Annotated in this window: 19 protein-coding genes and 2 pseudogenes; 10 read left to right on the top strand and 11 right to left on the bottom strand. The window is 60.7% G+C overall.

The genetic code is table 11. The features are described 5' to 3' along the window. Window positions 1-184: 184 nt before the first annotated feature. On the bottom strand, window positions 185-1,546 hold the full coding sequence (locus TZ53_RS25395) for a hypothetical protein (protein ID WP_007683476.1): 1,362 nt from the start codon (window positions 1,544-1,546) through the stop codon (window positions 185-187). Beyond that, window positions 1,543-2,136, bottom strand: a complete 594-nt coding sequence (locus TZ53_RS25390) for a recombinase family protein (RefSeq protein ID WP_007683474.1) — start codon at window positions 2,134-2,136, stop codon at window positions 1,543-1,545. The genes TZ53_RS25395 and TZ53_RS25390 overlap by 4 nt, the downstream gene beginning before the upstream one ends. 128 nt (window positions 2,137-2,264) lie before the next feature. Here TZ53_RS25390 and TZ53_RS25385 point away from each other — a divergent pair, with 128 nt between their 5' ends. The 4 genes and pseudogenes from TZ53_RS25385 (at window position 2,265) to TZ53_RS25370 (ending at window position 7,408) form a co-directional block, all read left to right on the top strand. After that, on the top strand, window positions 2,265-5,213 hold the full coding sequence (locus tag TZ53_RS25385) for a Tn3 family transposase (RefSeq protein WP_233431824.1): 2,949 nt from the start codon (window positions 2,265-2,267) through the stop codon (window positions 5,211-5,213). Window positions 5,214-5,406: 193 nt separating this feature from the next. Beyond that, window positions 5,407-5,634 (top strand): hypothetical protein, encoded by a 228-nt coding sequence (locus tag TZ53_RS25380; RefSeq protein WP_044663675.1) that lies wholly within the window; start codon window positions 5,407-5,409, stop codon window positions 5,632-5,634. A gap of 19 nt (window positions 5,635-5,653) precedes the next feature. Further along, a complete protein-coding gene (locus tag TZ53_RS25375) occupies window positions 5,654-5,935 on the top strand; it encodes a hypothetical protein (RefSeq protein ID WP_044663674.1) in 282 nt (93 codons plus the stop codon). Beyond that, window positions 5,935-7,408: pseudogene (locus TZ53_RS25370) on the top strand (type IV secretory system conjugative DNA transfer family protein). The gene TZ53_RS25375 and the pseudogene TZ53_RS25370 overlap by 1 nt, the downstream one beginning before the upstream one ends. A gap of 28 nt (window positions 7,409-7,436) precedes the next feature. Here TZ53_RS25370 and TZ53_RS25365 read toward each other — a convergent pair. Together TZ53_RS25365 and TZ53_RS25360 are read right to left on the bottom strand one after the other, a co-directional pair. After that, the gene (locus tag TZ53_RS25365; RefSeq protein WP_006953933.1) at window positions 7,437-8,303 is read right to left on the bottom strand and encodes a recombinase family protein; all 867 of its coding nucleotides are present in this window, start codon (window positions 8,301-8,303) and stop codon (window positions 7,437-7,439) included. Between the two features lie 142 nt (window positions 8,304-8,445). After that, window positions 8,446-11,355 (bottom strand): Tn3 family transposase, encoded by a 2,910-nt coding sequence (locus TZ53_RS25360; protein ID WP_044663210.1) that lies wholly within the window; start codon window positions 11,353-11,355, stop codon window positions 8,446-8,448. Between the two features lie 38 nt (window positions 11,356-11,393). Between TZ53_RS25360 and TZ53_RS27405 the strand changes: the two genes are divergently transcribed. Next, window positions 11,394-11,600, top strand: coding sequence for a hypothetical protein (locus TZ53_RS27405; protein ID WP_044663673.1), 207 nt, complete (start codon window positions 11,394-11,396; stop codon window positions 11,598-11,600). Between the two features lie 516 nt (window positions 11,601-12,116). On the opposite strand, the gene TZ53_RS25350 is transcribed toward TZ53_RS27405, so the two are convergent. The 3 genes from TZ53_RS25350 to TZ53_RS25340 are packed head-to-tail and all read right to left on the bottom strand — an operon-like array spanning window position 12,117 to window position 13,996. Next, window positions 12,117-13,040: a replication initiator protein A gene (locus tag TZ53_RS25350; protein WP_083434661.1), complete on the bottom strand. Its 924-nt coding sequence runs from the start codon at window positions 13,038-13,040 to the stop codon at window positions 12,117-12,119. A 13-nt stretch (window positions 13,041-13,053) separates the two neighbouring features. Beyond that, a complete protein-coding gene (locus TZ53_RS25345) occupies window positions 13,054-13,368 on the bottom strand; it encodes a hypothetical protein (RefSeq protein WP_044663672.1) in 315 nt (104 codons plus the stop codon). Next, window positions 13,358-13,996 (bottom strand): nucleotide-binding protein, encoded by a 639-nt coding sequence (locus tag TZ53_RS25340; protein ID WP_044663671.1) that lies wholly within the window; start codon window positions 13,994-13,996, stop codon window positions 13,358-13,360. The genes TZ53_RS25345 and TZ53_RS25340 overlap by 11 nt, the downstream gene beginning before the upstream one ends. Before the next feature lie 217 nt (window positions 13,997-14,213). Between TZ53_RS25340 and TZ53_RS25335 the strand changes: the two genes are divergently transcribed. The 3 genes from TZ53_RS25335 (at window position 14,214) to TZ53_RS25325 (ending at window position 15,427) form a co-directional block, all read left to right on the top strand. Next, window positions 14,214-14,462, top strand: coding sequence for a DUF4160 domain-containing protein (locus tag TZ53_RS25335; protein ID WP_044663670.1), 249 nt, complete (start codon window positions 14,214-14,216; stop codon window positions 14,460-14,462). Then, complete coding sequence (locus TZ53_RS25330; protein ID WP_044663669.1) at window positions 14,449-14,862, top strand: DUF2442 domain-containing protein; 414 nt, start codon at window positions 14,449-14,451, stop codon at window positions 14,860-14,862. The genes TZ53_RS25335 and TZ53_RS25330 overlap by 14 nt, the downstream gene beginning before the upstream one ends. A 112-nt stretch (window positions 14,863-14,974) precedes the next feature. Continuing rightward, window positions 14,975-15,427, top strand: a complete 453-nt coding sequence (locus TZ53_RS25325) for a hypothetical protein (RefSeq protein ID WP_044663668.1) — start codon at window positions 14,975-14,977, stop codon at window positions 15,425-15,427. A 74-nt stretch (window positions 15,428-15,501) separates the two neighbouring features. On the opposite strand, the gene TZ53_RS25320 is transcribed toward TZ53_RS25325, so the two are convergent. After that, a complete protein-coding gene (locus TZ53_RS25320) occupies window positions 15,502-16,077 on the bottom strand; it encodes a recombinase family protein (RefSeq protein WP_044663667.1) in 576 nt (191 codons plus the stop codon). A 182-nt stretch (window positions 16,078-16,259) separates the two neighbouring features. On the opposite strand from TZ53_RS25320, the gene TZ53_RS27065 reads away from it, so the two are divergent. Then, window positions 16,260-16,403 (top strand): hypothetical protein, encoded by a 144-nt coding sequence (locus tag TZ53_RS27065; RefSeq protein WP_335930306.1) that lies wholly within the window; start codon window positions 16,260-16,262, stop codon window positions 16,401-16,403. A 32-nt stretch (window positions 16,404-16,435) separates the two neighbouring features. Here TZ53_RS27065 and merR read toward each other — a convergent pair. From merR to TZ53_RS25300, 3 genes and pseudogenes are all read right to left on the bottom strand, one after another. Further along, window positions 16,436-16,834, bottom strand: a pseudogene (gene merR, locus TZ53_RS25315) (Hg(II)-responsive transcriptional regulator); the annotation flags it as partial. 177 nt (window positions 16,835-17,011) lie between these two features. Continuing rightward, complete coding sequence (locus TZ53_RS27060; protein ID WP_157009905.1) at window positions 17,012-19,150, bottom strand: CehA/McbA family metallohydrolase; 2,139 nt, start codon at window positions 19,148-19,150, stop codon at window positions 17,012-17,014. 307 nt (window positions 19,151-19,457) lie between these two features. Continuing rightward, a complete protein-coding gene (locus tag TZ53_RS25300; protein ID WP_044663628.1) occupies window positions 19,458-20,165 on the bottom strand; it encodes an IS6 family transposase in 708 nt (235 codons plus the stop codon). A 65-nt stretch (window positions 20,166-20,230) separates the two neighbouring features. On the opposite strand from TZ53_RS25300, the gene TZ53_RS25295 reads away from it, so the two are divergent. Beyond that, window positions 20,231-20,491 carry a hypothetical protein gene (locus tag TZ53_RS25295; protein ID WP_044663663.1) on the top strand — a complete coding sequence of 87 codons (261 nt, stop codon included), beginning with the start codon at window positions 20,231-20,233 and terminating at the stop codon, window positions 20,489-20,491. Window positions 20,492-20,552 lie beyond the last annotated feature (61 nt).

Here is a 20,552-nt window from a genome sequence, read left to right as displayed (position 1 = left end):
CGGCCACACAAAAAGGCCGGCACAACGGCCGGCCATAGTTTTAGGAGAGGATGCCTGAAAGGCATCCTCATGCTGCACCTGCGAGCAGCCGTGCGCAATACAAATCCGCAGGCACCGTTGGTGAAGGCGGCTCCAGTGTCTATCAGGCGGCCAGCATGTCCTTCATCGTTGCGGGGTCAAGCCGTCACCGGCGCAGTTCTTCGATCCCGAGTTCCTGCCATATCCACCCGAAGTCGTACGTCGCCATCGGATCATCGATGTCAGCGTGTCTCCCACTGAGATTTTCGAGATGTTTTAGCCACGTGGCGAGTTGGTCGCGTCCGGCCTTGCTGCCGGCGCATTGTCGCGGCGTTTTGTCGCCGAGCATCGGGACAGGCTCATCGAGGAGTGTCCGGTATTGACGATCGAGCATGCCGTGGACAAGCGGGGTGGCGACCTCGACCGGGATGTCCGGTGCCGGCTCCGACACGGTTCGTCCTTCCTGACGCGCAGCCATCGCCTGTTCGATCGTCTCGATCTCGGTCAAAGGTGTTCCCACCAGGGCGCCGAGCGCCTGGGTGACGAGTGCAACGCCGCGTTCTGCACGTTCGGCCGAGGTGACGGAGAGGATCAGAGCGCGGCCCTTGAGTTCCAGATTCCCAAGCACCGGCGTGCCGTCTTCCATTGACACACCCCACGCCATCTGGCCGGTGCCTTTCTTGCCCTGTTTTGTTCTGGTGCCGAGCCAGTTCCAGAAATGTGACGTTTCCCGCTGCAGGGCGGGCACGGTATCGAGGCGGTCGCCGATGAGTGCCTGCGTCGTCCCCCGCGTGAACGGAAAACGGACACGGTGGAAAACAACCTCCTCGCCATCGGCGTTATGCAGCGTGGGGATGGCGACAGGCTCGAGCATCCTGGGCAAGATGTCGAACAGCCAGACCATCGAGATGAGCGGCGCCAGGTCGCGCAGTTGATCATCGTCGATCACTAGTTTCGCGCGCGGGCCGCGCTTGCCCTGTCCCAGGCGCAATGCCTCGAGAAGGGCGCTGGTGGCTTCCGCTGTAAAGGACAGCAGGCCGCCTGCCAGGATCCTATGCCCGCTCACCGGAATGATGCGCACGCCGATCCGATCCCACGGGCCCAGCGTCCTGGACGCGGTGCGCTCGCGGACCTGGACGGGATCACCGCCCCGGATCAGATCTCGCGCGAGGAAGCCGACGCCGGGCTCGATCGCGCTGACTTCATAGACGCTCATGACGGAGGTCTTCAGCGCGCGCATGTAGAGCTTGTTGGGGCCGGCCTCGTTCCATCCGCGGCGCTTGAGATATTCGTCCACGATGTTGCGGCCATCGGGCTCGAAGACGCGGGTCACCAGGTCCTCGAACGCGCAGCCCCACAAGGTCATGGCCCAGTGATCCCCGATGATGCCGGGCAGTTCGTCGGAATCGATGTCGAACTGCGTGAGAACCGGCCCCAGATGATCGTCGAGCGCGTCATGCAGGTCGTCGGCCCACTCGGGCCGTGTCGCGAACTTCATCAGCCCGGTCAGGTCGTGGCCGCGTTTCATGCCGGTAGCTCCATAGTCTGTCGGTGCGCGGCGACGATGCGCGAAACGGTCGGCTCGCTGACATGATAGAGCCGCGCCATCTCGGCGCCGGATTTTCGTCCGGAGATGACGGACTCCGCGATCTCGCGCCGTTGCTTTTCGCCGAGTTTGCGCCGGCGTCCGCCGATCCGCCCTTCGGCGCGCGCCTGGGCGAGGCCGGCGGAGGTGCGCTCGCGGATCATGGCGCGCTCGAACTCGGCGAAGCTCCCGACCATCTGCATCATCATGCGACCTGCGGCCGTGGTGGTGTCAATCGCCTCGGTCAGCGAGCGGAAGCCCGCGCCCGCCGCCTCGATCCGCTCCATAATGTGCAGCAGATCCTTGAGGCTGCGCGATAGCCGGTCGAGTTTCCAGACGACGACGACGTCACTGTCGCGTAACTGGCCGATCATCTCCAGGAGCTTTGGCCGGTCCCAGCGCCCGCCACTGGCAATTTCCTCGAACACGCGCCTGCACCCAGCCGCGTCGAGGGCGCGGCGCTGGGCGGCGTTCGACTGCTCGTCACCCTTCGACACCCGCGCATAGCCGATCAGATAGGGTGCCCTGGTCAAATCCTGCCTTTCACAAACGGCCGTATCCGGAGGCCAGTGCGGCATGAACGGATTCCTGCGGCCTCTTGTCTTTCACAATCCTCTTTCAGAATCATGCCGAAAGGCAAGTGGTTTTTGGAGGTTCAAAGATGCCCGGACGGATTCCGATGACGACGCGGCAGCGCGCTGCCCTGCTGATGTTGCCCGACGACGAGGCGGCGATCGTGAAGCACTATAGTCTGTCAGGTGAGGACATGACCGCGATCGACACCGCGCGCACGCCCGCCACCCGACTCGGCTACGCCCTGCAGCTTTGTTGCCTGCGCTACCCGGGCCGGCATCTGCGCCACGGGGAACTGCTGCCTGCGGTCATGCTCGACCATATTGCCGAGCAGGTCGGGGTGGATGCAAAGGTCATAGCTGATTTCGCCAGACGCACGCCCACGCGCTACGATCAGCTCGCCGCGATCAAGACGCGCTTCGGCTTCAGCGATCTGAGCCGCCCGCACCGCGTGGAATTGCGGACATGGCTGACAAACGAGGCGGCGAGCATCATCGACGGACGCGCGCTGCTCGGCCGGCTTCTGGATGAGATGCGCGCGCGTCGGATCGTGATCCCGGGTGTCAGCGTCGTGGAGCGCATGGCGGCCGAGGCGATACATCAGGCGGAAACGGATCTCGTGGCCGCGATCGATGGCGGCCTTGGCCATGAGATGCGTCAGCAACTCGACGCGCTGATCGATGACAAGGTGCATGACCGGCAGAGCCGTCTGTCCTGGCTGCGCGAGCCAGAACCGCGTGTCGCATCCGCTTCGCTTTTGGAAATCGTCGAAAAGATCACGCTGATTCGTGGGACGGGCATATCGGCTTTCTCCCCTGATGTTCGCCACGAACCGCGCCTGGGGCAATTCGCCCGGGAGGGTGTGCGCTACACGGCACAGGCTTTCCAGCAAATGCGCCCGGCCCGCAGGCGGGTCGTGCTGCTCGCGACGCTGCGCGAGCTGGAGGCGACACTGACCGATGCGGCGATCGATATGTTCATTGCGCTCGTGGGGCGGGCCCATCTGCGCGCCCGCAAACGGCTCGAACAGCGCGTGGCCGTTTCCGGCCGCGAGGGCCGCGAACGGATGTTACGCATCGCCAGGGTTCTGGAAGCGATCAGCCAGGCGGCCCGGGCTGGCGGCGATGTCGCCGCGGCGGTCGATGCCGTGGCATCCCTCGACATCATCGACGCCGACGCCGCTATCATCCGACGTACCGCCTCACCGCACCGGAACGAGGTTCTGGACGAGATCGCGGCGGAATATCGCGCCTTCAAGCGGATGGGGCCGTCGTTCGTGCGCGCTTTTGATTTCCAGGGCCGGGCCGGAATGCAGCCGTTGCGCGATGCGATGGCGATCCTCGCCGATCTCGACGGAGACTGGCGCAGGGCGTTGCCCGATGACGTGCCGCTTGGCCATGTCGAGCACCGCTGGCGTCGGCATGTCATGACCGCAGGCGGGATCGATCGCACCCATTGGGAGATGGCGACTTACAGCGCGCTTTCCAATGCTTTGGCATCCGGTGGTATCTGGGTGCCGACCGCGCGCGTCCATCGCGCGCTCAGTGTGCTGCTTGCCCCACCGGCCAGCCCCGTACCGAAGCCCGCTTTCTCGCTCGGCGATCCGCACGCCTGGCTCGACGAGAGGGCGGCAAGGCTTGATAGCGCCCTGCGCGAGGTCGCCCGCGATCTGGACAAACGCGATCCCCCCCTTTTTGCCGGCGAGCGGCTGCGGTTTCCGAAAGACCCCAAAGAAGACCCTGGTCAGGATGAAGGGCGGCAACTTGCGCTCACCTGCTACGGCATGGTGCCTGCCACCCGTATCACGGATGTGCTGTCGCAGGTTCAACGATGGACCGGCTTCATCCAGCATTTCGGCCATGTCTCGACCGGTCTGCCTCCCGCCGACGAACGCGCCTTTCTTGCCACCTTGATCGCGGAGGCGACCAACCTTGGTCTGTCGCGCATGGCCGAAGTTTGCGGTGTCGCCTCGCGTCGCGCACTGTTGCGTATGCAGACGTGGCATATGCGCGAGGAAACGTTTCGCGCCGCGCTCGCCAGCCTGACCGACGCTATCCATGCCGAACCGCTCGCCGCCTGGTTTGGTTCGGGGCATCGCGCATCGGCCGATGGGCAGGCTTATTATCTCGGCGGTGCCGGCGAAGCCGGAGGAACGGTCAACGCACATTACGGTCGCGACCCCGTGGTCAAGATCTACACCACCATCACCGATCGATACGCACCGCTTCATCAGACGGTCATCGCCGGGACGGCGGGCGAGGCGATCCACGCACTCGACGGCATCCTCGGCCACGAAAGCAGCGCGGACATCACCGCCCTCCACACCGATGGTGGCGGCGTCTCCGATATCGTGTTCGCCGTCATGCATTTGCTCGGCCTCGATTTCGAGCCGCGCATTCCGCGCCTGTCGGATCGACAACTCTATGGTTTCGAGCCCGCGCGGCGCTATGGTCGGCTCGCACCGCTGTTCGGGCGCCGCCTCGGTCGGGACCTGATCGTCAGCCATTGGGCCGAAATTGCGGAGGTCATCGCGGCGATGCGCGACCGCACTGTCACACCGTCGCTGATTTTGAAGAAGCTGTCCGCCTATCGTCAACAAAACAGTCTTGCTGCGGCACTTCGGGAGGTCGGACGGATCGAGCGCACACTGTTCACGCTGCGCTGGTTCGACGACACCGATCTGCGCCGGACGGTCACCGCCGAACTCAACAAGGGCGAGGCACGCAACAGCCTGGCCCGCGCTGTCGCCTTCCATCGGCTCGGGCGGTTTCGCGACCGTGGCCTGGAGAACCAGCAGACCCGCGCGGCAGCGCTCAACCTCGTCACGGCCGCCATCATTCTTTTCAACTGCCGCTATCTCGGTCGTGCCGTCGATGAACTGCGGCACCGCGGCACACCTGTCGATCCCGCCATGCTGTCCCGATTGTCGCCGCTGGGATGGGACCGCATCAATCTCACCGGCGATTATATCTGGTCCGAGAGCCTCGACCTCGATGCCGATGGCCTCATGCCGCTGCTCATCAAGCCGCTACCGTGAATCTGTGTCCGAATAATGTACAGAGGCCAAGAAGGGGGCACAACGGACCGCCTTTGCGGGCATAGATGCGACTGCACCGATCGATCAAGCGGCCGAGTATTGGATCACCGGCACGCCGGTTGAGGCGTGGGGTGCGGCGCTGCTGAAATTGGGCAATCGGGGGTGGTCGAGCTTCAAGGGCGGTCGCCGTGGCGTGGTCGAGGCGGTGACGGTCCGCAATCTCTGCGCGCACGGTATCCCCGTCTACAATCAGAAGGCGCTCAATCAGCTCGCCGCCGCGTCCACCCCGTCGCAGAAATTGCCGGTTCTCGGCGATCCGATCGTTCTCGATCGTGCGACCTTCTCTCGCCATGTCGCCACGCTGCGCGGGTTTGCTCGGTCGTTGGCGGACAGCGTTGCAAATCTGCCGGATGTTCCATGATCGCCAGAGAGGACAGGTAATGAGCGATTTCGATATCGAGACGATCCGCCGCCAAGTCCGCGCGATGGATTTCGTGCGCGGCACGCCGGCGGAAGTCGCCATGTGGCACGAGGACATGGCGGACTCGCGCGCCAACCTCGTGATCGAAGACATGATCCCGACGCCCAACGATGATGCGTTCTTCGCGATGATGCTGGACGAGGGCGTGCCCCCTCCCCTCGTCTCGCAAATCCTGCTCCGGCTGCTCGATCATCCCGACGCCGATCGGTCCCTGCCGGTCACGCCGATGGGCACGCACTGATGCCCAGGCGACGGATCAGCCCGTTGTTTGCGGTCTTCGTCGCCTTCGTGGTGCTGATGGCGAGCAACGCCTGGCTCAAGAGCATCTTCGGCTATGGCGAGATCGCGACCGACATTCCGTTCCTGCTCGCCGGCGCGATCCTATTCCTGGCCTGGCGCTTCAACCGGCGTGCCGCCAACCAGCGCAATGATCTGCTCGGCTCCGCCCGTTTCGGCGACCGGGCTGATGTGCGGAAGCTGGAAGCGAACGGGGATCTTCTTATCGGCCGCTCGGCGAAGTCGGGGAAGCTGCTGCATTACGACGGCGCGGCGCATTTGCTGACGATGGCACCCACCCGATCGGGCAAGGGTGTCGGCACGATCATCCCCAACCTGCTGCTGCTCGATCGCTCGGTGATCTGCATCGATCCCAAGGGCGAGAACGCGCGTGTCACCGCCCGCGCGCGTGCCGCCAAGGGCAAGGTCTGGTGTCTCGATCCGTTCGGCGTGTCGGGTCAGCCCCCTGCCCGCTACAATCCGCTCGACCGGCTCGATCCCGCCAGCCTCGATCTGGCAGAAGATGCCAACACCCTCGCCGACGCGCTGGTGCATGACGCGCCGGGGCAATCGGGCGAAGCCCACTGGAACGAGGAAGCCAAGGCGCTGATCGCCGGGCTGATCCTGCACACCGTCGTCCACGAACCCGCCCACGCCCGCGTGCTGGCGACCGTGCGCGACAAGCTGACGCTCGCCCCTGCCGGCTTTGCCGCGCTGCTGGCAGATATGCAGGACAGCACCGGCGCCGGTGGTCTGATCGCCCGCGCCGCCAACCGCCAGCTCGGCAAGTCCGATCGCGAAGCCGCCGGCGTGTTGTCCTCGGCGCAGCGCCACACCCACTTTCTCGATAGCCCGCGCATCGTCGCCAGCACGGCCGCGTCGGATTTCAGCTTCGCGGAATTGAAGGCCACGACCGCCACCGTGTTCCTGTGCCTGCCGCCCGATCGGCTCGATACTTATGCCCGCTGGCTGCGGCTGCTGGTGAGCCAGGCCGTCACCGACATGGCGCGGTCCACCGCCCGCCCTGCCCGGCCCGTGCTGTTCCTGCTCGACGAGTTCGCCGCGCTCGGCCGCCTCGAACCGGTCGAACGCGCGATGGGGTTGATGGCGGGCTATGGCCTCCAGCTCTGGCCGATCCTCCAGGACATGCACCAGCTCAAGGCAAACTACGGCGAACGCGCTGGCACCTTCATGTCCAACGCAGGCGTGATCCAGGCATTCCGGGGTGAACGATCATGCCACCGCCGACATGCTCTCGCGCACGATCGGCGACACCACGATCGAATATGATACCGTCAGCACGTCGCGCGGCACTGGTTGGGGCGAAAATCGCGCCGGCCCCTCGGAAAGCGTTAGCGGGCACGTCTCCGCCCGGCGGCTCGCCACGCCCGACGAAATCGGCCCAGTCGGCCCGAAGCTGCGATTTTGGCCAGGTTGAAGAACGAACACTGAACGCTTGATTGATTCTACCAGGACCGTTGCTGACCACCGACCTCGTAGATATCGGCTTCCATGGAGCAATTGTAGCTCTCTGCGATGTTGAACATCTCGGAGAGGAGGCTTTGGATTTCCTCATCAAGGGAAATGCCATCCGGATCGGGGTCATAGGCGACGGTCAGTTTGTAATCACAATTGCCGTTTTTTACCATGGCGTAGTCGCGTTCCAGCATCGCCTCAATCCGCTCCCGAGCGGGTTTTCTACCTCTTCCACGCTTGTTGAAGTTCTCGATAATCAGATGCAGGGCGATGCTGGCAGTGGGCGGCTTTTCCGGCAGTTTGGTCTGTGACGGAATAATGTCGAGCGCCCGATAGACGGTCATTCGTGAGACCTTCAGGTCGCGGGCAACGCGGGCCTTGCTGGCGCCGGCGGCAAGGCGACGGCGGATTTCATCGTCATCGACGTTCTTCTTCCGGCCTTTGTAAACGCCTTCGGCGCGCGCCGCTTCGATCCCGGCGCGCTGACGATCCTTGATGAACTTCAGCTCCATATCGGCGACCATGCCGAGTATGGTGATGACCATTCGCCCCATGTCGCCCGCCGTCGTCACCTCTGGCTCAAGGATGCGCAGCGAAGCTCCCTTTTCATCAAGCTCATGCACCAGGTTCAGGACATCGCGCGTGGAGCGGCCGAGCCGGTCGAGCCGCAGCACGACCAGCTCGTCGCCGGTGTGCATAAACTGCATGATCGTTTCCAGTTCCGTGCGCCCGCTCCGCGAGGCCCCCGATCCGGTCTCGGAACGGATAATTTCGCAACCTGCATTCTTGAGGCGGCCAATCTGGATATCCAGATCCTGGTCCGTGGTGCTGACGCGGGCATATCCGATACGAGCCAAGTGCAAAATCCGTCACATTAGGGTGGCTCTTGCAGTGTATCGTCACATTGAGCGCAAACCCACCCTTTTGTGACAGACGAATGGTGTCACTCGGCCCTATCACTCTGGGGTGTACCCAAATGTTATATGCCGATCAGCCGCCTCACGCCGCAAGCCGTCCAAAATCAATCCGGTCGTTCAGGTCGAGGTCGAAGCGGCCATAAGGGTTCACATGACTGTAGATCAACGGCGTGAGACCACGATAATCTTCCGGCGTCATCCGCCCCGCCCACTTCGGCTCAACCAGTACGGTCTGAAGCATGCGGGTGTTCACATACACCAGCGACGCTTGCAGGAGGTGTAGCGCCAGAACGGAGATTTCCTGCTCATGGATGCGGTTGGTGGCGATCTCGCCGCCCTTGCCGAAGAACACGAAACCATTAGCGCCGTTCCAGTTCTCAACCACATTCAGCCCTTCGTGGATCTCGCGGCGGAATGCCTCCTGACGCAAATACCGGCATAGGAAGATTGTTTTGATCGCGCGGCCGAGTTCACTCAGCGCCTTGTAGGTCGGGTGCATCACTTCGGCTCTGGCAAACCGGCGCAGGATCGCTTCCGGATCGGCGGTGCGCGATTGCATGGCAGCGGCATATTTGACCATTTCGTCATATTGTTGCTCGATCTCGTCCCAGTCGATCGGACTGGAGAGGATCGGCAGCAAATTGGAAAGCCGCGTGCGCATGCCGGCTTGGGGAAGGGCCAGTTTCTGGCGTGCGACTGCTTTTAGCCGCGGGGCAAGCTCAAATCCAAGGAGTCGGCAAAACGCAAAGCCGACCGCGCTCTGGCCGTGACTATCGACGTACTGACGCTGGATTTCCATGTCGGTGCAATGGCGTAGCACGCCCTCGATCATGGAGGCGACCTCCGAGGAAGAGCACCGCTTGAGCTGGGAATAAACGCAGGTCGCGCGCTTCTCCACATGCCAGTAGATCATGACGCCACGGCCGCCATAGCGGGCGTGCCATTCCGTCATCAGGTTGCGGTCCCACGCGCCGAACTTCGTTGAATCGGACGCGCAAGCCGTGCCCGCGTCTCCCCATACTGTGGCATTGCGGATTGCCAGTGTTGCGTTTGCCACCCGCGCGCACGCTTCTCTCAGCGCTGGCGCGTGAATGAAACGGCGATGGACATGCAACAATTCCTCGTAACTCACGTCGGGTGTGGCGCCAGCGATCCGCTTGAGCCCGGCGTTCGTGCCCAAGCCATAGAGGCACAGCAAAAGGCGCTGATCCAGGGCTGCTTTCGGTAGAGTAACCCGCGAGGCCGACGTTTCGAAAGCCTCCATCAATCCCGTGTCCAGAGCAGCCTCTTTCAGCACGTCGAGCAGTCCGGTCATCGGCCAGCGCTGACCGACCTCGCTTTTGATCGAAGCGAGGCCCTTCGGTTCGGGCAAGGGCTTGAACGGTGTAATCGATATCCGGTTGTCGCCGCGCCACAGGAGCCGAACCTTGTCGTTTTGTGGAATATTGGCATTGAGGAGCAACAGCTCCTGTTCAAGCTCCTCCCGGATCGAGGCGCAAAACGCCCGCGCATCTGGCGTCAGGCTGAGGCTGGAATAATACGCCTCTCGCCTGATCTCGAAATCCTTGGGAAGATCGTCATCGGGATTGCGGTAGCGATCCGCCCCGACCACCCAGATTTCTTTGGAGCGGATGCGGTCGCGCAGTTGCGTCAGGACGCAAAGCTCATAGCTGATCCGGTTTACCCGCCCATCGTCATCAATGACGGAACTGCGCCATCGCGCTGGAATCACCTCATCGATCGGAACATCCTGCAATGGCACGAAGCGGCATCCGTCATCCACCTTGCTCCTGATCCAGTCGAGGGCCGCCAGGACCGGCCGCCACACCGCGTTGTTCGACCGGAACCCAAGTACGGAAAGCAGGCTTGGCAGCATGCGCCGGTAATGATTGGCCCAGGAACCACGCATCACCTTGTAGATGCGCCGGTCCAGAGCGCCCTTCGCATGGCTCTCCTTGACGATCGCCGCCAGCCTGTCCTTACCGGCGATCGGGAAAATGACATCGCAGATGCGCCCCGATGGTTCATTGATCGAGGCGCTGGCGATCTCGACCAGCAAGCGCTCCTTTCCATAGACCCGCTCGATGTCTTTCGCGATATCGCCCACCACCTTGCGTTTCGAGCGCGTTCCGATCTTGTGAACGGTTTCGATCAGCAGGTCGATCATCGCGTCAGTGAGTTGCGCCTCCCGCGACATTAGATAAATCGCATAAAGGCCGAGCTGTCGCGCCGGCGCATGCCGGCGCATCTCCGAGGCCTTTTCACCGGCAACGCGGCGAACAATCTGATCGACCCATGGCTTGCCCGTAGCCGTCAGGAGATCATGGGGAAGATCAAGTCTCTGGATAAAGGCGAGTTTCTCGGTCACGTCGAGAATGTTGTCGAGCGTTGCCTGTCCGGCGTCACCCTTCATCCTGTTGAATCCGGTCAAGCTGTCCGGATCGGCAAGCGAGGCTTCCAATAACGCCACCGCATCTGACGAAAGCCGGTCACTGGCTCCGATCAGCCAGGTGTCCAGATAATCTTGCCGTTGTGAGCGAACGACACGTTCAAGCTCCTTGCGCGACGGCCCATAAATACGCCGGTCCCGGCACCACAGGAAAACATGCTCAAGCATGGCATTGATCGACTGGCCGCCCGGGCACAGCTCGCCAGCAATCCATTCCGTCAATTGCTCGCGATCCACCCGCTTCATGCGGTGATATCCAAGATGGATCAGGATCTCCGCACAATGCCGTCGTGCTGTCCGACTGGAAAAGTCATAACCAGCTATCTCGCCAGCCTCGACACCGAGTTGCTCGGCCAGATACGAGAGGCCATCGGTAGGGATTGAGCCGGGATCGGTCGCGAAAAACCCCAGGGAAGCGAAGAATTTCAGCTGCGCGGCGAGGCCGAGGCGCGTCAGGGCCGGCTTCGAATTTACAAAATCAATATCGGCAAAGCTCAGGCTCCATCGTCCGATCAAATCCCCGCCCGAAATACTCCGATCCATCAACCCACTCCCTATGATGGAGCGAACTGTCCTCTCCCATGATTTCCATCGTCAATACCGAATGCCACGTTCCCAAAACGTTCTCCGACTTGGCCGAAATCGCAGCTTCGGGCCGACTAGGCCAAATCATGCGGATGCGGCCCGACCAGCTCCTGCTGCTGCGCCAGGGTGAACACCCGCTCGCAGTAGAGAAAATCCGCTACTACGATCAGCGCGAGTTCGCCGGCCTGTTCGATCCGGCCTGATTTAAGCCTCCTGGGGACACTCGCGATGGTCGAGCACCCTCGAACTACCCGCAAACCCCTCTCCTGCCCTGACAACGCGCCTGGGCGGCTGTAGCGAGCGATTCTGTCGCCACCCGCCCTATTTCTTTCCCGCCTAGCAAGCGGCGCTTGCGCCGCCTCTGTGACGCCGAAGGCGGCACGAAGCGAAAGCGCATCGGCCACAGGCTGATTCCATTGGTCTTTCTCCCTTGGTCGATCGCACTGCGGTTTGTTGTAGCGTCTGCTATCGGGGTTTTGGCCCCCGATTGGGTTGATCGATTTGGGTTATCCACAGGCCCAAGTCATTAAGAAGAATCTCCTATATAATAGGAGGTTTAAGACTCTTACGGAGCGTTTTAGGTCTGTAGTGTCAAAGGGTTAGCGGCTGTTTCGGGGGCCAAAACCCCGTGATTCGCGGGGCCAAAACCCCGTGATTCGCAGGGGCCATTCCCCCGATAGTCGGAGCTTGGTCACTATCGGGGTTTTGGCCCCTGACATTCAGTCGGCCGGGAACCCCATCGGGGGGCGTGGAAGGCGCTTGAACTGAAAGCCTGGATGGTCGGTCGAGAGCTGGCACCGCTCTGTGAAGTTGAGAACCTCCTCACCTTCATCGTTCCTCACCAATTCCAGCCAATAGCCGGGTAGCCGCTGCCGCTCGACTGCAATCCGCAACTCCTTGGCGAAGTCGGCAAGGCGCTGGGTGCTGCCGCTTTTGTGATGGAGCTGCTTCATGGTGAAGGCCCAACCCGCCGCCTGATGTCCGCCATGCTTCCGCACGACGCGGTAAAGCCACCGTTCAATCCCGCCAGTCAGCTTAAAATAGGCCCTGTCGATGCCGAGCACGAGGCGGTCGGTCAGCACGCCCTCGTAGAGCCAATCGGATATGGTGAACTCGACGCCGGTCGATCGCCCCAAGTCGTCGGTCGGTGCCGAGTAGCGCTCGATCCAGTGGAAACCTTCGGGGCGCTTCTTCTTGCCCTGGCGGATGTTGGTGCGGATCAGGGTGGCGCTCAAACGCTCAAGCGCCTCCACGATCCGGCGATACTCGTCGCCCCCAGTCGGCCGGTCGATCCCACGTAGCAGCTCGTAGAGCGGGACGTGGAAGTGCGGCGTCGTCGGTTGCCCCGCCGCCTTAGCCGCCCGGAGCTGCGACACCGCCCATATCAGTATGTCGCAATCCCAGATGGTCGCGATGCCGATCTCGGCCGGAGCCGTGACGTTGACGGTGACGGTCGTGGTGCCGTTTTGAACCGAGTAGTCGATCGGCTCGCTGCGGCGCTGCTTGGAGAGGCTAAAAAACGGCCGCTCCATCATTTCCTGTTCGTCGTGGGTCGGTATGTCGCCCGGCAACGTCACGAACAGGTCGAGCTGGTCCAGCACGCCGGTAAACTCGCCTTCTTTCCTTCTGCCCTTCTTAGTCATAAAGGCTCCAAGGTTAGCGGCGCGATCGGCCGCTCGGCACGCTGGCGGCGACCGCCTCTAGCGGCTCTAGCCCGCGCGCCTCCAGCAGCCGGTTCCACGCCTCATGCCCTAGCTTCTGCAAGCTAAGCCCCGTGTCGAGGCTAAGCTGGCGAAGCCGCCTGCGGTCGCGCGGGGTGACTTGCACGTTGATCGGCACGATTGCCGGCGACGCGCTGTCCCGACCGGGCGGGGCGTCGGCCGTCGTCGCGGCGATCGGGGCCGCGATCGGCTCCTCGTCCAGCTCGCCCATTACGTCGGCGAGCGCGCGCCCGGTGCGCTTACTGCTCATGTCGTATCTCCTGAATCCAGCTCCAAACCTGCCGCAGCTCGTCGGCCGCGTCGCGCGCCGCCTGGCCGCGCATTTCCGTCACGCCCCTCCCCTCAAGCGAGGCGTCCAGATACACGGTGCGATCGGATAAGTGGGTCGGGCAAACCGGGACCGGGTATCGCGACAGCGCGGCGCGCGCCGCGGTCGCGCGGGAATCGTTCTTCGCTGCGTTGACGATGACGACCGCGCGCTGGTCGAGACGACGCAATATCTTCAACGTCTCGCCGACCGCCTCAAGGTCGTCGGGAGAAGGCCGCACCGGCACAATCACCAAGTCCGCCACGCGCGCCGCCTCGGCCTCCGGCTCTTCGACGGCGGGGCGCGTGTCGATGAACAGCGCGCCCTCGGGCTTGCGGCGAAGGCTCTTGGCCGCGTCGGTCAAGGTGATGCCGTCTAGGTCGACCAGCTCGGGGCGTTCAAAGGGCGGTTCGATCTGCTCGCGCCGCGTCCACCATTTTGTCGTCGTGCGCTGCGGGTCGCGGTCGATGATAAAGCTAGGCTCCATCCCGCCCGCGAGGACCGCGAGCTGACGGGCAAGGGTGCTTTTACCCGCCCCGCCCTTCTGGCTGATAAGTGAGTAGATTTGCACCTTCGCCCCTTCTCGCCCTCTTACCTGTTACACTATGAAGGTTATTGAGCGTGAAGGAAAGACCCTTCGCATCTTCTTGCGCGAGCGATCGTCACGCGCCAGCGCCGAGACGCCGTAAGCGGCTCGGTCGGAGCGCAGCGGAGATAGCGCGGTCCCGCAAGGGACGCGCTCGCCATGCAACTATTCCCTAGCGCTTGGGTTTCTGATATGTTGGCCCATGCCCGTCGTCTATCGCATCGGTGGCCTGCGGGTCGTGATCTGGCCCAACGATCATCGTCCGGCGCATGTCCATGTGAAGGGCGCGGAAGGCGAGGCGGTGTTCAACCTCAACTGTCCCGATGGTCCGCCCGAACTGCGGGACAGCTACGGGTTCAAGGTGCCGGACGTAAATCGGATCGAAGCGGCGCTGGTCGAGCTGGTGCCGACGTTATGCGCGGAATGGAGGACGATACATGGCGATTACTGAGCAGGAGCTGGCGCAAGCGGAAGCGCGCATGGAAACAATCCGCGCCGCCGGCCATGCCGTGTCCGCCCGCTACGATCGTCGCCGGTCGCGGGTCGTGGTCGCGCTCAATACCGGAGTCGAGCTGACGTTTCCGACGCGGCTCGCGGAAGGACTGGCCGATGCGTCACCCGACAACCTTGCTGAAATTGAAGTCAGCCCAGCGGGCTTGGGGCTGCACTGGCCTAAGCTTGATGCGGACCTCTACGTTCCCGCGCTGCTCCAGGGCGTGTTCGGCTCGAAGCAATGGATGGCGCGCCAGCTCGGCGCGGAAGGGGGTCGCTCCCGCACGGCCGTCAAGGTCGCAGCCTCGCGCGCCAACGGTCGTAAGGGTGGTCGGCCGCGCAAATTCGCAGCGGCATAATTCTGCACTACTGACCTTTCCGCCTGTGACACTATGAAGGTTTGTAGGCGAGTAGGGGCGTAAATCGAAGTTTTCGCTTTCGTTCCGCTCCCGGCTGACTCATAGAATCATCATGCCGATCGCGCGCGAACATCGCTGGCTCTATCCGATCGACTGGCGCGAGTTGTCCGACATAATCCGGTTTCGTCGCGCCAAGGGACGTTGCGAGCATTGCCGACGCCCGCACGGCCGCGACGTGCTGCACTTAGGGAATGGCGTCTGGTGGGACGAGGACGCGACACGCTGGCGTGACGGGAAGGGCAGGGGGCTTCGCTACCTGCTAAAGCCGGACGAGCTGGCGCTAGCACAGCCGGGGTTCGCCGGCATCGACCCGCCCGCCCATGTGCGGGTTACGCGCGTTGTCCTCGCCAGCGCGCACCTGAACCATGATCCCGGCGACAACGGGCCGCGCAACCTGGCAGCGCTCTGTCAGCGTTGCCACATGGTCCATGACGCCAGCGAACATCGTCGGCGCCGTTGGCGCAACGCCTTCCGGCTTCGCGCGATCGGCGACCTGTTCGCCTGATTGCCGGGCCGTAGGTTCGGCCCAAGGGTTGTGTGGGTGGGGCAAAGACTCGGCCGTCGAACGACGGCCTCCGACTAGCCTGGCTGGCTAAGCGAGCTGCGCCCGCCCGGTATGTGCCGGTAGAGCGTCGATGGCTGTACCCCGAGCTGCGACGCCACCTCTTCAACGGTAATGGTCGGGTCTGCGAGCATCGCCTTGGCCCGCTTGATCTCGGCCGGCCCCATCGCAGGCTTACGCCCGCCGCGCCGTCCCAATGCTTTGGCCTGGGCAAGCCCGGCGTGGGTACGCTCCAAGGTCAGCTCGCGCTCGAACTCCGCCACGGCCGCAAAGACATGGAAAACAAGCCGCCCGCCGGGGCTGGTGGTGTCGATCGCCTGGGTGAGCACCCTAAGGCCGATCTCGCGCTTGGCGAGATCTTCGGCCGTCTCCACGAGCTGCCGGACTGAGCGCGCGAGCCGGTCGAGCTTCCACACCGCCAGCGTGTCGCCAGCGCGGAGATAATCGAGCGCAGCCCGCAATTCCGGCCGATCGCGCTGCGCGCCCGATGCCTTTTCGGTGAACACCTTCTCACACCCGGCTTCGCGGAGCGCATTGAGTTGTAGGGCAGGGGACTGGTCCCTGGTGGACACGCGCGCATAGCCGACGAGCAAAGGCCTTCTCCGAAAACTCGACGCTACCTAGTCGGATTTCGGAGAAGGAAACAAGAGACGGTTTTGGGACACTTAATAGGCCATTTCGGCGATCCCGGCCGCGATCGGCGCAGCCCTCCCGCAATCGACCGTTTGGGAGACGCACGGCATGGGCGGTATTCTGGGCTATCCCACCGCACGAAATGGAGCGCATCGTTCACGACATGCTGACCCGTGAATATGCGAAAACGCTCGATGAGCCGGTTCCGGCTCTCGGCCACAAGACGCCACGCGCTCTGGCCCGCACTAAGGCAGGTCGGGCGAAAGTGGCCGACTGGCTCAAATAGGGGTCGTCTCAGAAAACGGAAAATAAAGCACGCTAAGGCATAGCCGAACCTGCCAAGCTTGCTCCACCCTGTAGTGACGCGATCAGCGGGCAGGAAACGTTCCCCCTTCGCGCATGGCAGGCGCACACCAACTCAGACAGCACGGCCTCCATGCGCGCCAGGTCAGCCATTTTCTCGCGCACGTCCTTGAGCTTGTGCTCGGCCAGACTGCTGGCTTCCTCGCAATGGGTGCCATCCTCCAGCCGCAGCAGCTCGGCGATCTCATCCAGGCTGAAGCCCAGCCGCTGGGCTGATTTCACGAAGCGCACCCGCGTTACATCCGCCTCGCCATAGCGGCGGATGCTGCCATAGGGCTTGTCAGGCTCCAGCAACAAGCCCTTGCGCTGATAGAAACGGATGGTCTCCACATTGACCCCGGCCGCCTTGGCGAATGGGACAGGGCCAAATTTCGCTCATATTATGTGATGGATGATCGGGTAAACGATGTGTGGGTGGGCGAAGCCGCATATAAACCTACGGATTCATGTAATATTCATCACACAGATGTCCCTTGTATCCGCTTCTCTTTACCATCCATCCAATAATAGTGATTATCTGCAGTTCAGATATCAATTGTCTTTTTGCATCAGCTCCCGGTAAATTTTCAACGCTTTATCGATACGCATATCCAATTCAGGTTTACTGGCCTGCCACATTGGCAATATGTCATTGTGTGTGTCAAAGTGCTCAGGCTCTTCATCCAAGGACGGTGTGGATTCCTTCATTGCCACCAAGACTTTTGAATACTTTTGAGCCAGTGCCCTAGTTTTTTTACGGTTACGAAAATCGTTGTCACCATCAACACTAACATAAAAAGGGGCGGTGTGGGCCTTGGCTGATCCTTTACCGTAAGTGCGAAGTGCAAACCAAAGAGGTTTTTCAGCCTGCACTTCGTAATCCAGAACTATCGGTACGCCCTTTTTTGAGGGCTTCGCACTTTTAACTACCTCTCCGTGCACGACAAGCTCCAGGCGCTCCAGTTCGTCAAAATCCGGGTTTATGTCGGCAATTGCGTGAATGGACAACCGTTCTCCCTTTGACATACTAAATTCATTAGTACGCTCGTTACCATTAACAGAAAACTCGATTACCGGACCATTGCTGACAAAAGATCGTGCCTGTTGCCAAGCATCAAACCAGGCCTTAACAGTGAACTCACCCTCGAGCCGTGCATAAATGCGCTCGGAGCCCACCTCGTCAAAGTAGGGATAATCTGAACCTGCTGAAGGAAGCAGCTTGAACCCCATATTAAGAAAGTCGTACAGATATTCAGTACCTAGTATATTCAGCTGCAAAACCTCCACGAAATCAACAATTCCTAATGGAACATCCAATGCAAGCCCCCTGTTAACATGGAGGACATTCCTAAATACATGGGCATAACCCCACATCCCTCCCTCGGCATGGATTGCATCGGCCGTACGTACATAAAGATAAGGTTTATCGCCCGGACCGTGAAAAGCCTGCCCGTTTAGGCCGATAGAATGCCCTAAATGCGATGTCCGGGGAGATTCCTGACCGGAAACAAGTGAATAATCATTCACCAGATACTGGCCACGCAAACCAAATGCATATTGCGAAAAATGAGAATTGCTGCTGACATTACCCGCTTGCAGCAGATTTGAAAGGTGGACGTCTTCTGCCTGAGTATAAGCCAGAATGCCACGATTGTAACTCGGATCGGGTCTTTCAATATGAATATGATTATCGGCCGAATACCAGCCCTCCGCAGGCAGATCACGCCAACGCTTGAGCACCACCATTTTATTCAGCGTTTTACCCGGTTCAATATCCAGAGTTTCGGTATGCATCCTGAACTCAGGTCCCTTGGTCAGTACAAGCTGATACCTACCTGCCTCAAGCTCTGCCCCGTAATTGCCATTGATATAGTGAGCAAAACGGCCCTCGGAAGGCCAGCGGCTTGGAACAGTGCGTAGTACAACCTGGTTTATAGTTTCACCATAACGGTCAACGTTAATAGCCTGATCGCTTGGAATCGGTGCAAGCCCATCTGGTTTATACAGACCCATACGAGTAGTGATCAGAGTACCATCTTCGGCTGTCACATGAAGGTTGAGCTTTCCCCTGTTAGGCTCAGGACTCTGGTTCGCTGAACTTATAAACGTCAACTTCATCCCGCAAATTACGACCTCCTGATCTTCTTGGTAGGAATCCGTTGGAAATAGCGCATTGGGCGCCGAGATACTCAGGTCAGTGTGATCTAATTTACGGTTTGCAAGCCGGGCCCGTTCAAGTACAAGTTTTACCGGTGCCCACCGGTCTTTCTGATCAAATTTGTGATTGATCATAAGCGGGTGAACGGAACGATCATAGGACAGGTTGAAACCACTGGAGGCTGATCTATCCATAATTAACTCGATTTCCACATCTGAATCTAAATCAAATGCTATCTTGTCATCAATATCAAACAAAAAGTGTGGTCCCACCAAGCATTCTCGACCATCACGTGTTTCCACTTTTCCATTCGGACGATGCGCAACGGTAATACCCCCTCCGCGAAAATCCATGCCAAGTGCTATGGTGCGCAGGACCTGAGGGGCGCCATCCCAATCAATCTGTTCCCGACCTAGTGGATGGTCATTGTGTGCACTAACAGATAAACTATTTACCATCAGGGCAATTCCCAGTATTACTGAAGCTATGTAATATCCGGAACGGGATGTAATATGGAGTTTGTCACTAGACATGTATGTAAGCCTCTTGAGATTGATACAAAATGGAAGTAATTGACGTTAGGCGTTGTACTCGGCTCTGAAAATAGCTCGGTTAGCCATTTCCAACCGATTTTTAGATCGGGCAAACCAGATTCAATATTCTTATATTTCATGTTCTACTGGCTAAGCTTTGCAACAATAACTGAGTTATTGATAATGTAATAACTATACATAAACATAGTATAACCCTCGTCAGGGCATTGTCAAGTTGCTGAGCCGACGAGACGAGTTTCGGAATCCGGAGCGAAATGGCCGCGGCTCGGATAACAAATGTCCCAGGTTATGCATTCTTCGCTACATCGGTGACCTCATTCCAGAGAGAAAACGCTTGAGTACGCACGTGCCGGTACTGCTGCGCCGACAGGCGGTTGCGCTGGCATCGGAAGACGTTGTTGATCGGCCCATGCGCGGATAGAAAACGCTGCGCGTGCCTCGGTGACTTGTAGCGGCGCATCTGCCGTTCTCGCTGGCGCGTCGGTTGGTGCGATAGCTCGGCCCGGTTGTTCAAACCCTTGTGCTGGCGATGCTCTACGCCCGGCATGATCTGAGCCTTAGCGGCCGCATAACTCTTGAGCTTGTCAGTAATCAGAACCCGCGGCACGTAGCGCAAGCCCTTGAGAAGCTTGCGAAAGAACCGCTTGGCCGCCTGCCGGTCACGCCTGCTCTGCACGAGGACATCCAGGACATGGCCGTCCTGGTCAACTGCACGCCAGAGGTAATGATGCTTTCCCTTGATCGTCAGCACGACCTCGTCGAGGTGCCATTTGTCGCCCCGTCGTGGCTGACGTCGGCGCAGCTCAGCAGCGTATTGCTGGCCGAACCGCAGAGTCCATTGGCGAATCGTCTCGTAAGTCACGACGATACCCCGGCTTGCCATCAATTCCTCGATGTCGCGAAAGCTCAGCGAGAACCGGAAGTAGAGCCACACCACATGGCTGATGATCTCCCGAGGGTAGCGGAAACCGCGGTAAAGTTGAGAACCTGTCATCTCATCATTTTATCGAGGCGCGGCCGGCTGTGGCAACTTGACAATGCCTTCGCTTCGCCTCGGAAATGGCGCTCGCCTCGTATCGGACCTACGTCAACGGCTTCCCTGTTACGTCCACCGCGCCGCTGGTGATGACCGACCCCGCCGGGTCCGCGTTCAAATGCGACCTCGCCGACTTTACGGCAGTCCTGAACGACGATCAGCAGCTCTACCGCGTGCTGTTCCCGTCCTACGTCGCGCTGGTCGAAGATTTGGGGCGCGAGCTGGTCGAAACGGCTTACGCCAAGAAGGCCCCTGTGCATTATTCGGCCACAGATTCACGGTAGGCGAGCTTGAGGGACGTCGGCGCCAGCTTCTCTGCCAGGGATTGCGCTACGTAAGCCGTCG

It is taken from the genome of Sphingobium sp. YBL2, assembly GCF_000943805.1.
GTDB classification, from domain to species: Bacteria; Pseudomonadota; Alphaproteobacteria; order Sphingomonadales; family Sphingomonadaceae; genus Sphingobium; species Sphingobium fuliginis.
This window is presented reverse-complemented; position numbering and strand designations above follow the sequence as displayed.

Excerpts from the sequence above, each read along its gene's own strand:
- TZ53_RS25395 (WP_007683476.1), bottom strand. The coding sequence starts at position 1,546 with ATGAAACGCGGCCACGACCTGACCGGGCTGATGAAGTTCGCGACACGG.
- TZ53_RS25385 (WP_233431824.1), top strand. The coding sequence starts at position 2,265 with ATGCCCGGACGGATTCCGATGACGACGCGGCAGCGCGCTGCCCTGCTG.
- TZ53_RS25375 (WP_044663674.1), top strand. The coding sequence starts at position 5,654 with ATGAGCGATTTCGATATCGAGACGATCCGCCGCCAAGTCCGCGCGATG.
- TZ53_RS25360 (WP_044663210.1), bottom strand. The coding sequence starts at position 11,355 with ATGGATCGGAGTATTTCGGGCGGGGATTTGATCGGACGATGGAGCCTG.
- TZ53_RS27405 (WP_044663673.1), top strand. The coding sequence starts at position 11,394 with ATGATTTCCATCGTCAATACCGAATGCCACGTTCCCAAAACGTTCTCC.
- TZ53_RS25350 (WP_083434661.1), bottom strand. The coding sequence starts at position 13,040 with ATGACTAAGAAGGGCAGAAGGAAAGAAGGCGAGTTTACCGGCGTGCTG.
- TZ53_RS25345 (WP_044663672.1), bottom strand. The coding sequence starts at position 13,368 with ATGAGCAGTAAGCGCACCGGGCGCGCGCTCGCCGACGTAATGGGCGAG.
- TZ53_RS25335 (WP_044663670.1), top strand. The coding sequence starts at position 14,214 with ATGCCCGTCGTCTATCGCATCGGTGGCCTGCGGGTCGTGATCTGGCCC.
- TZ53_RS25330 (WP_044663669.1), top strand. The coding sequence starts at position 14,449 with ATGGCGATTACTGAGCAGGAGCTGGCGCAAGCGGAAGCGCGCATGGAA.
- TZ53_RS25325 (WP_044663668.1), top strand. The coding sequence starts at position 14,975 with ATGCCGATCGCGCGCGAACATCGCTGGCTCTATCCGATCGACTGGCGC.
- TZ53_RS27065 (WP_335930306.1), top strand. The coding sequence starts at position 16,260 with ATGGAGCGCATCGTTCACGACATGCTGACCCGTGAATATGCGAAAACG.
- TZ53_RS27060 (WP_157009905.1), bottom strand. The coding sequence starts at position 19,150 with ATGTCTAGTGACAAACTCCATATTACATCCCGTTCCGGATATTACATA.
- TZ53_RS25300 (WP_044663628.1), bottom strand. The coding sequence starts at position 20,165 with ATGACAGGTTCTCAACTTTACCGCGGTTTCCGCTACCCTCGGGAGATC.
- TZ53_RS25295 (WP_044663663.1), top strand. The coding sequence starts at position 20,231 with ATGGCGCTCGCCTCGTATCGGACCTACGTCAACGGCTTCCCTGTTACG.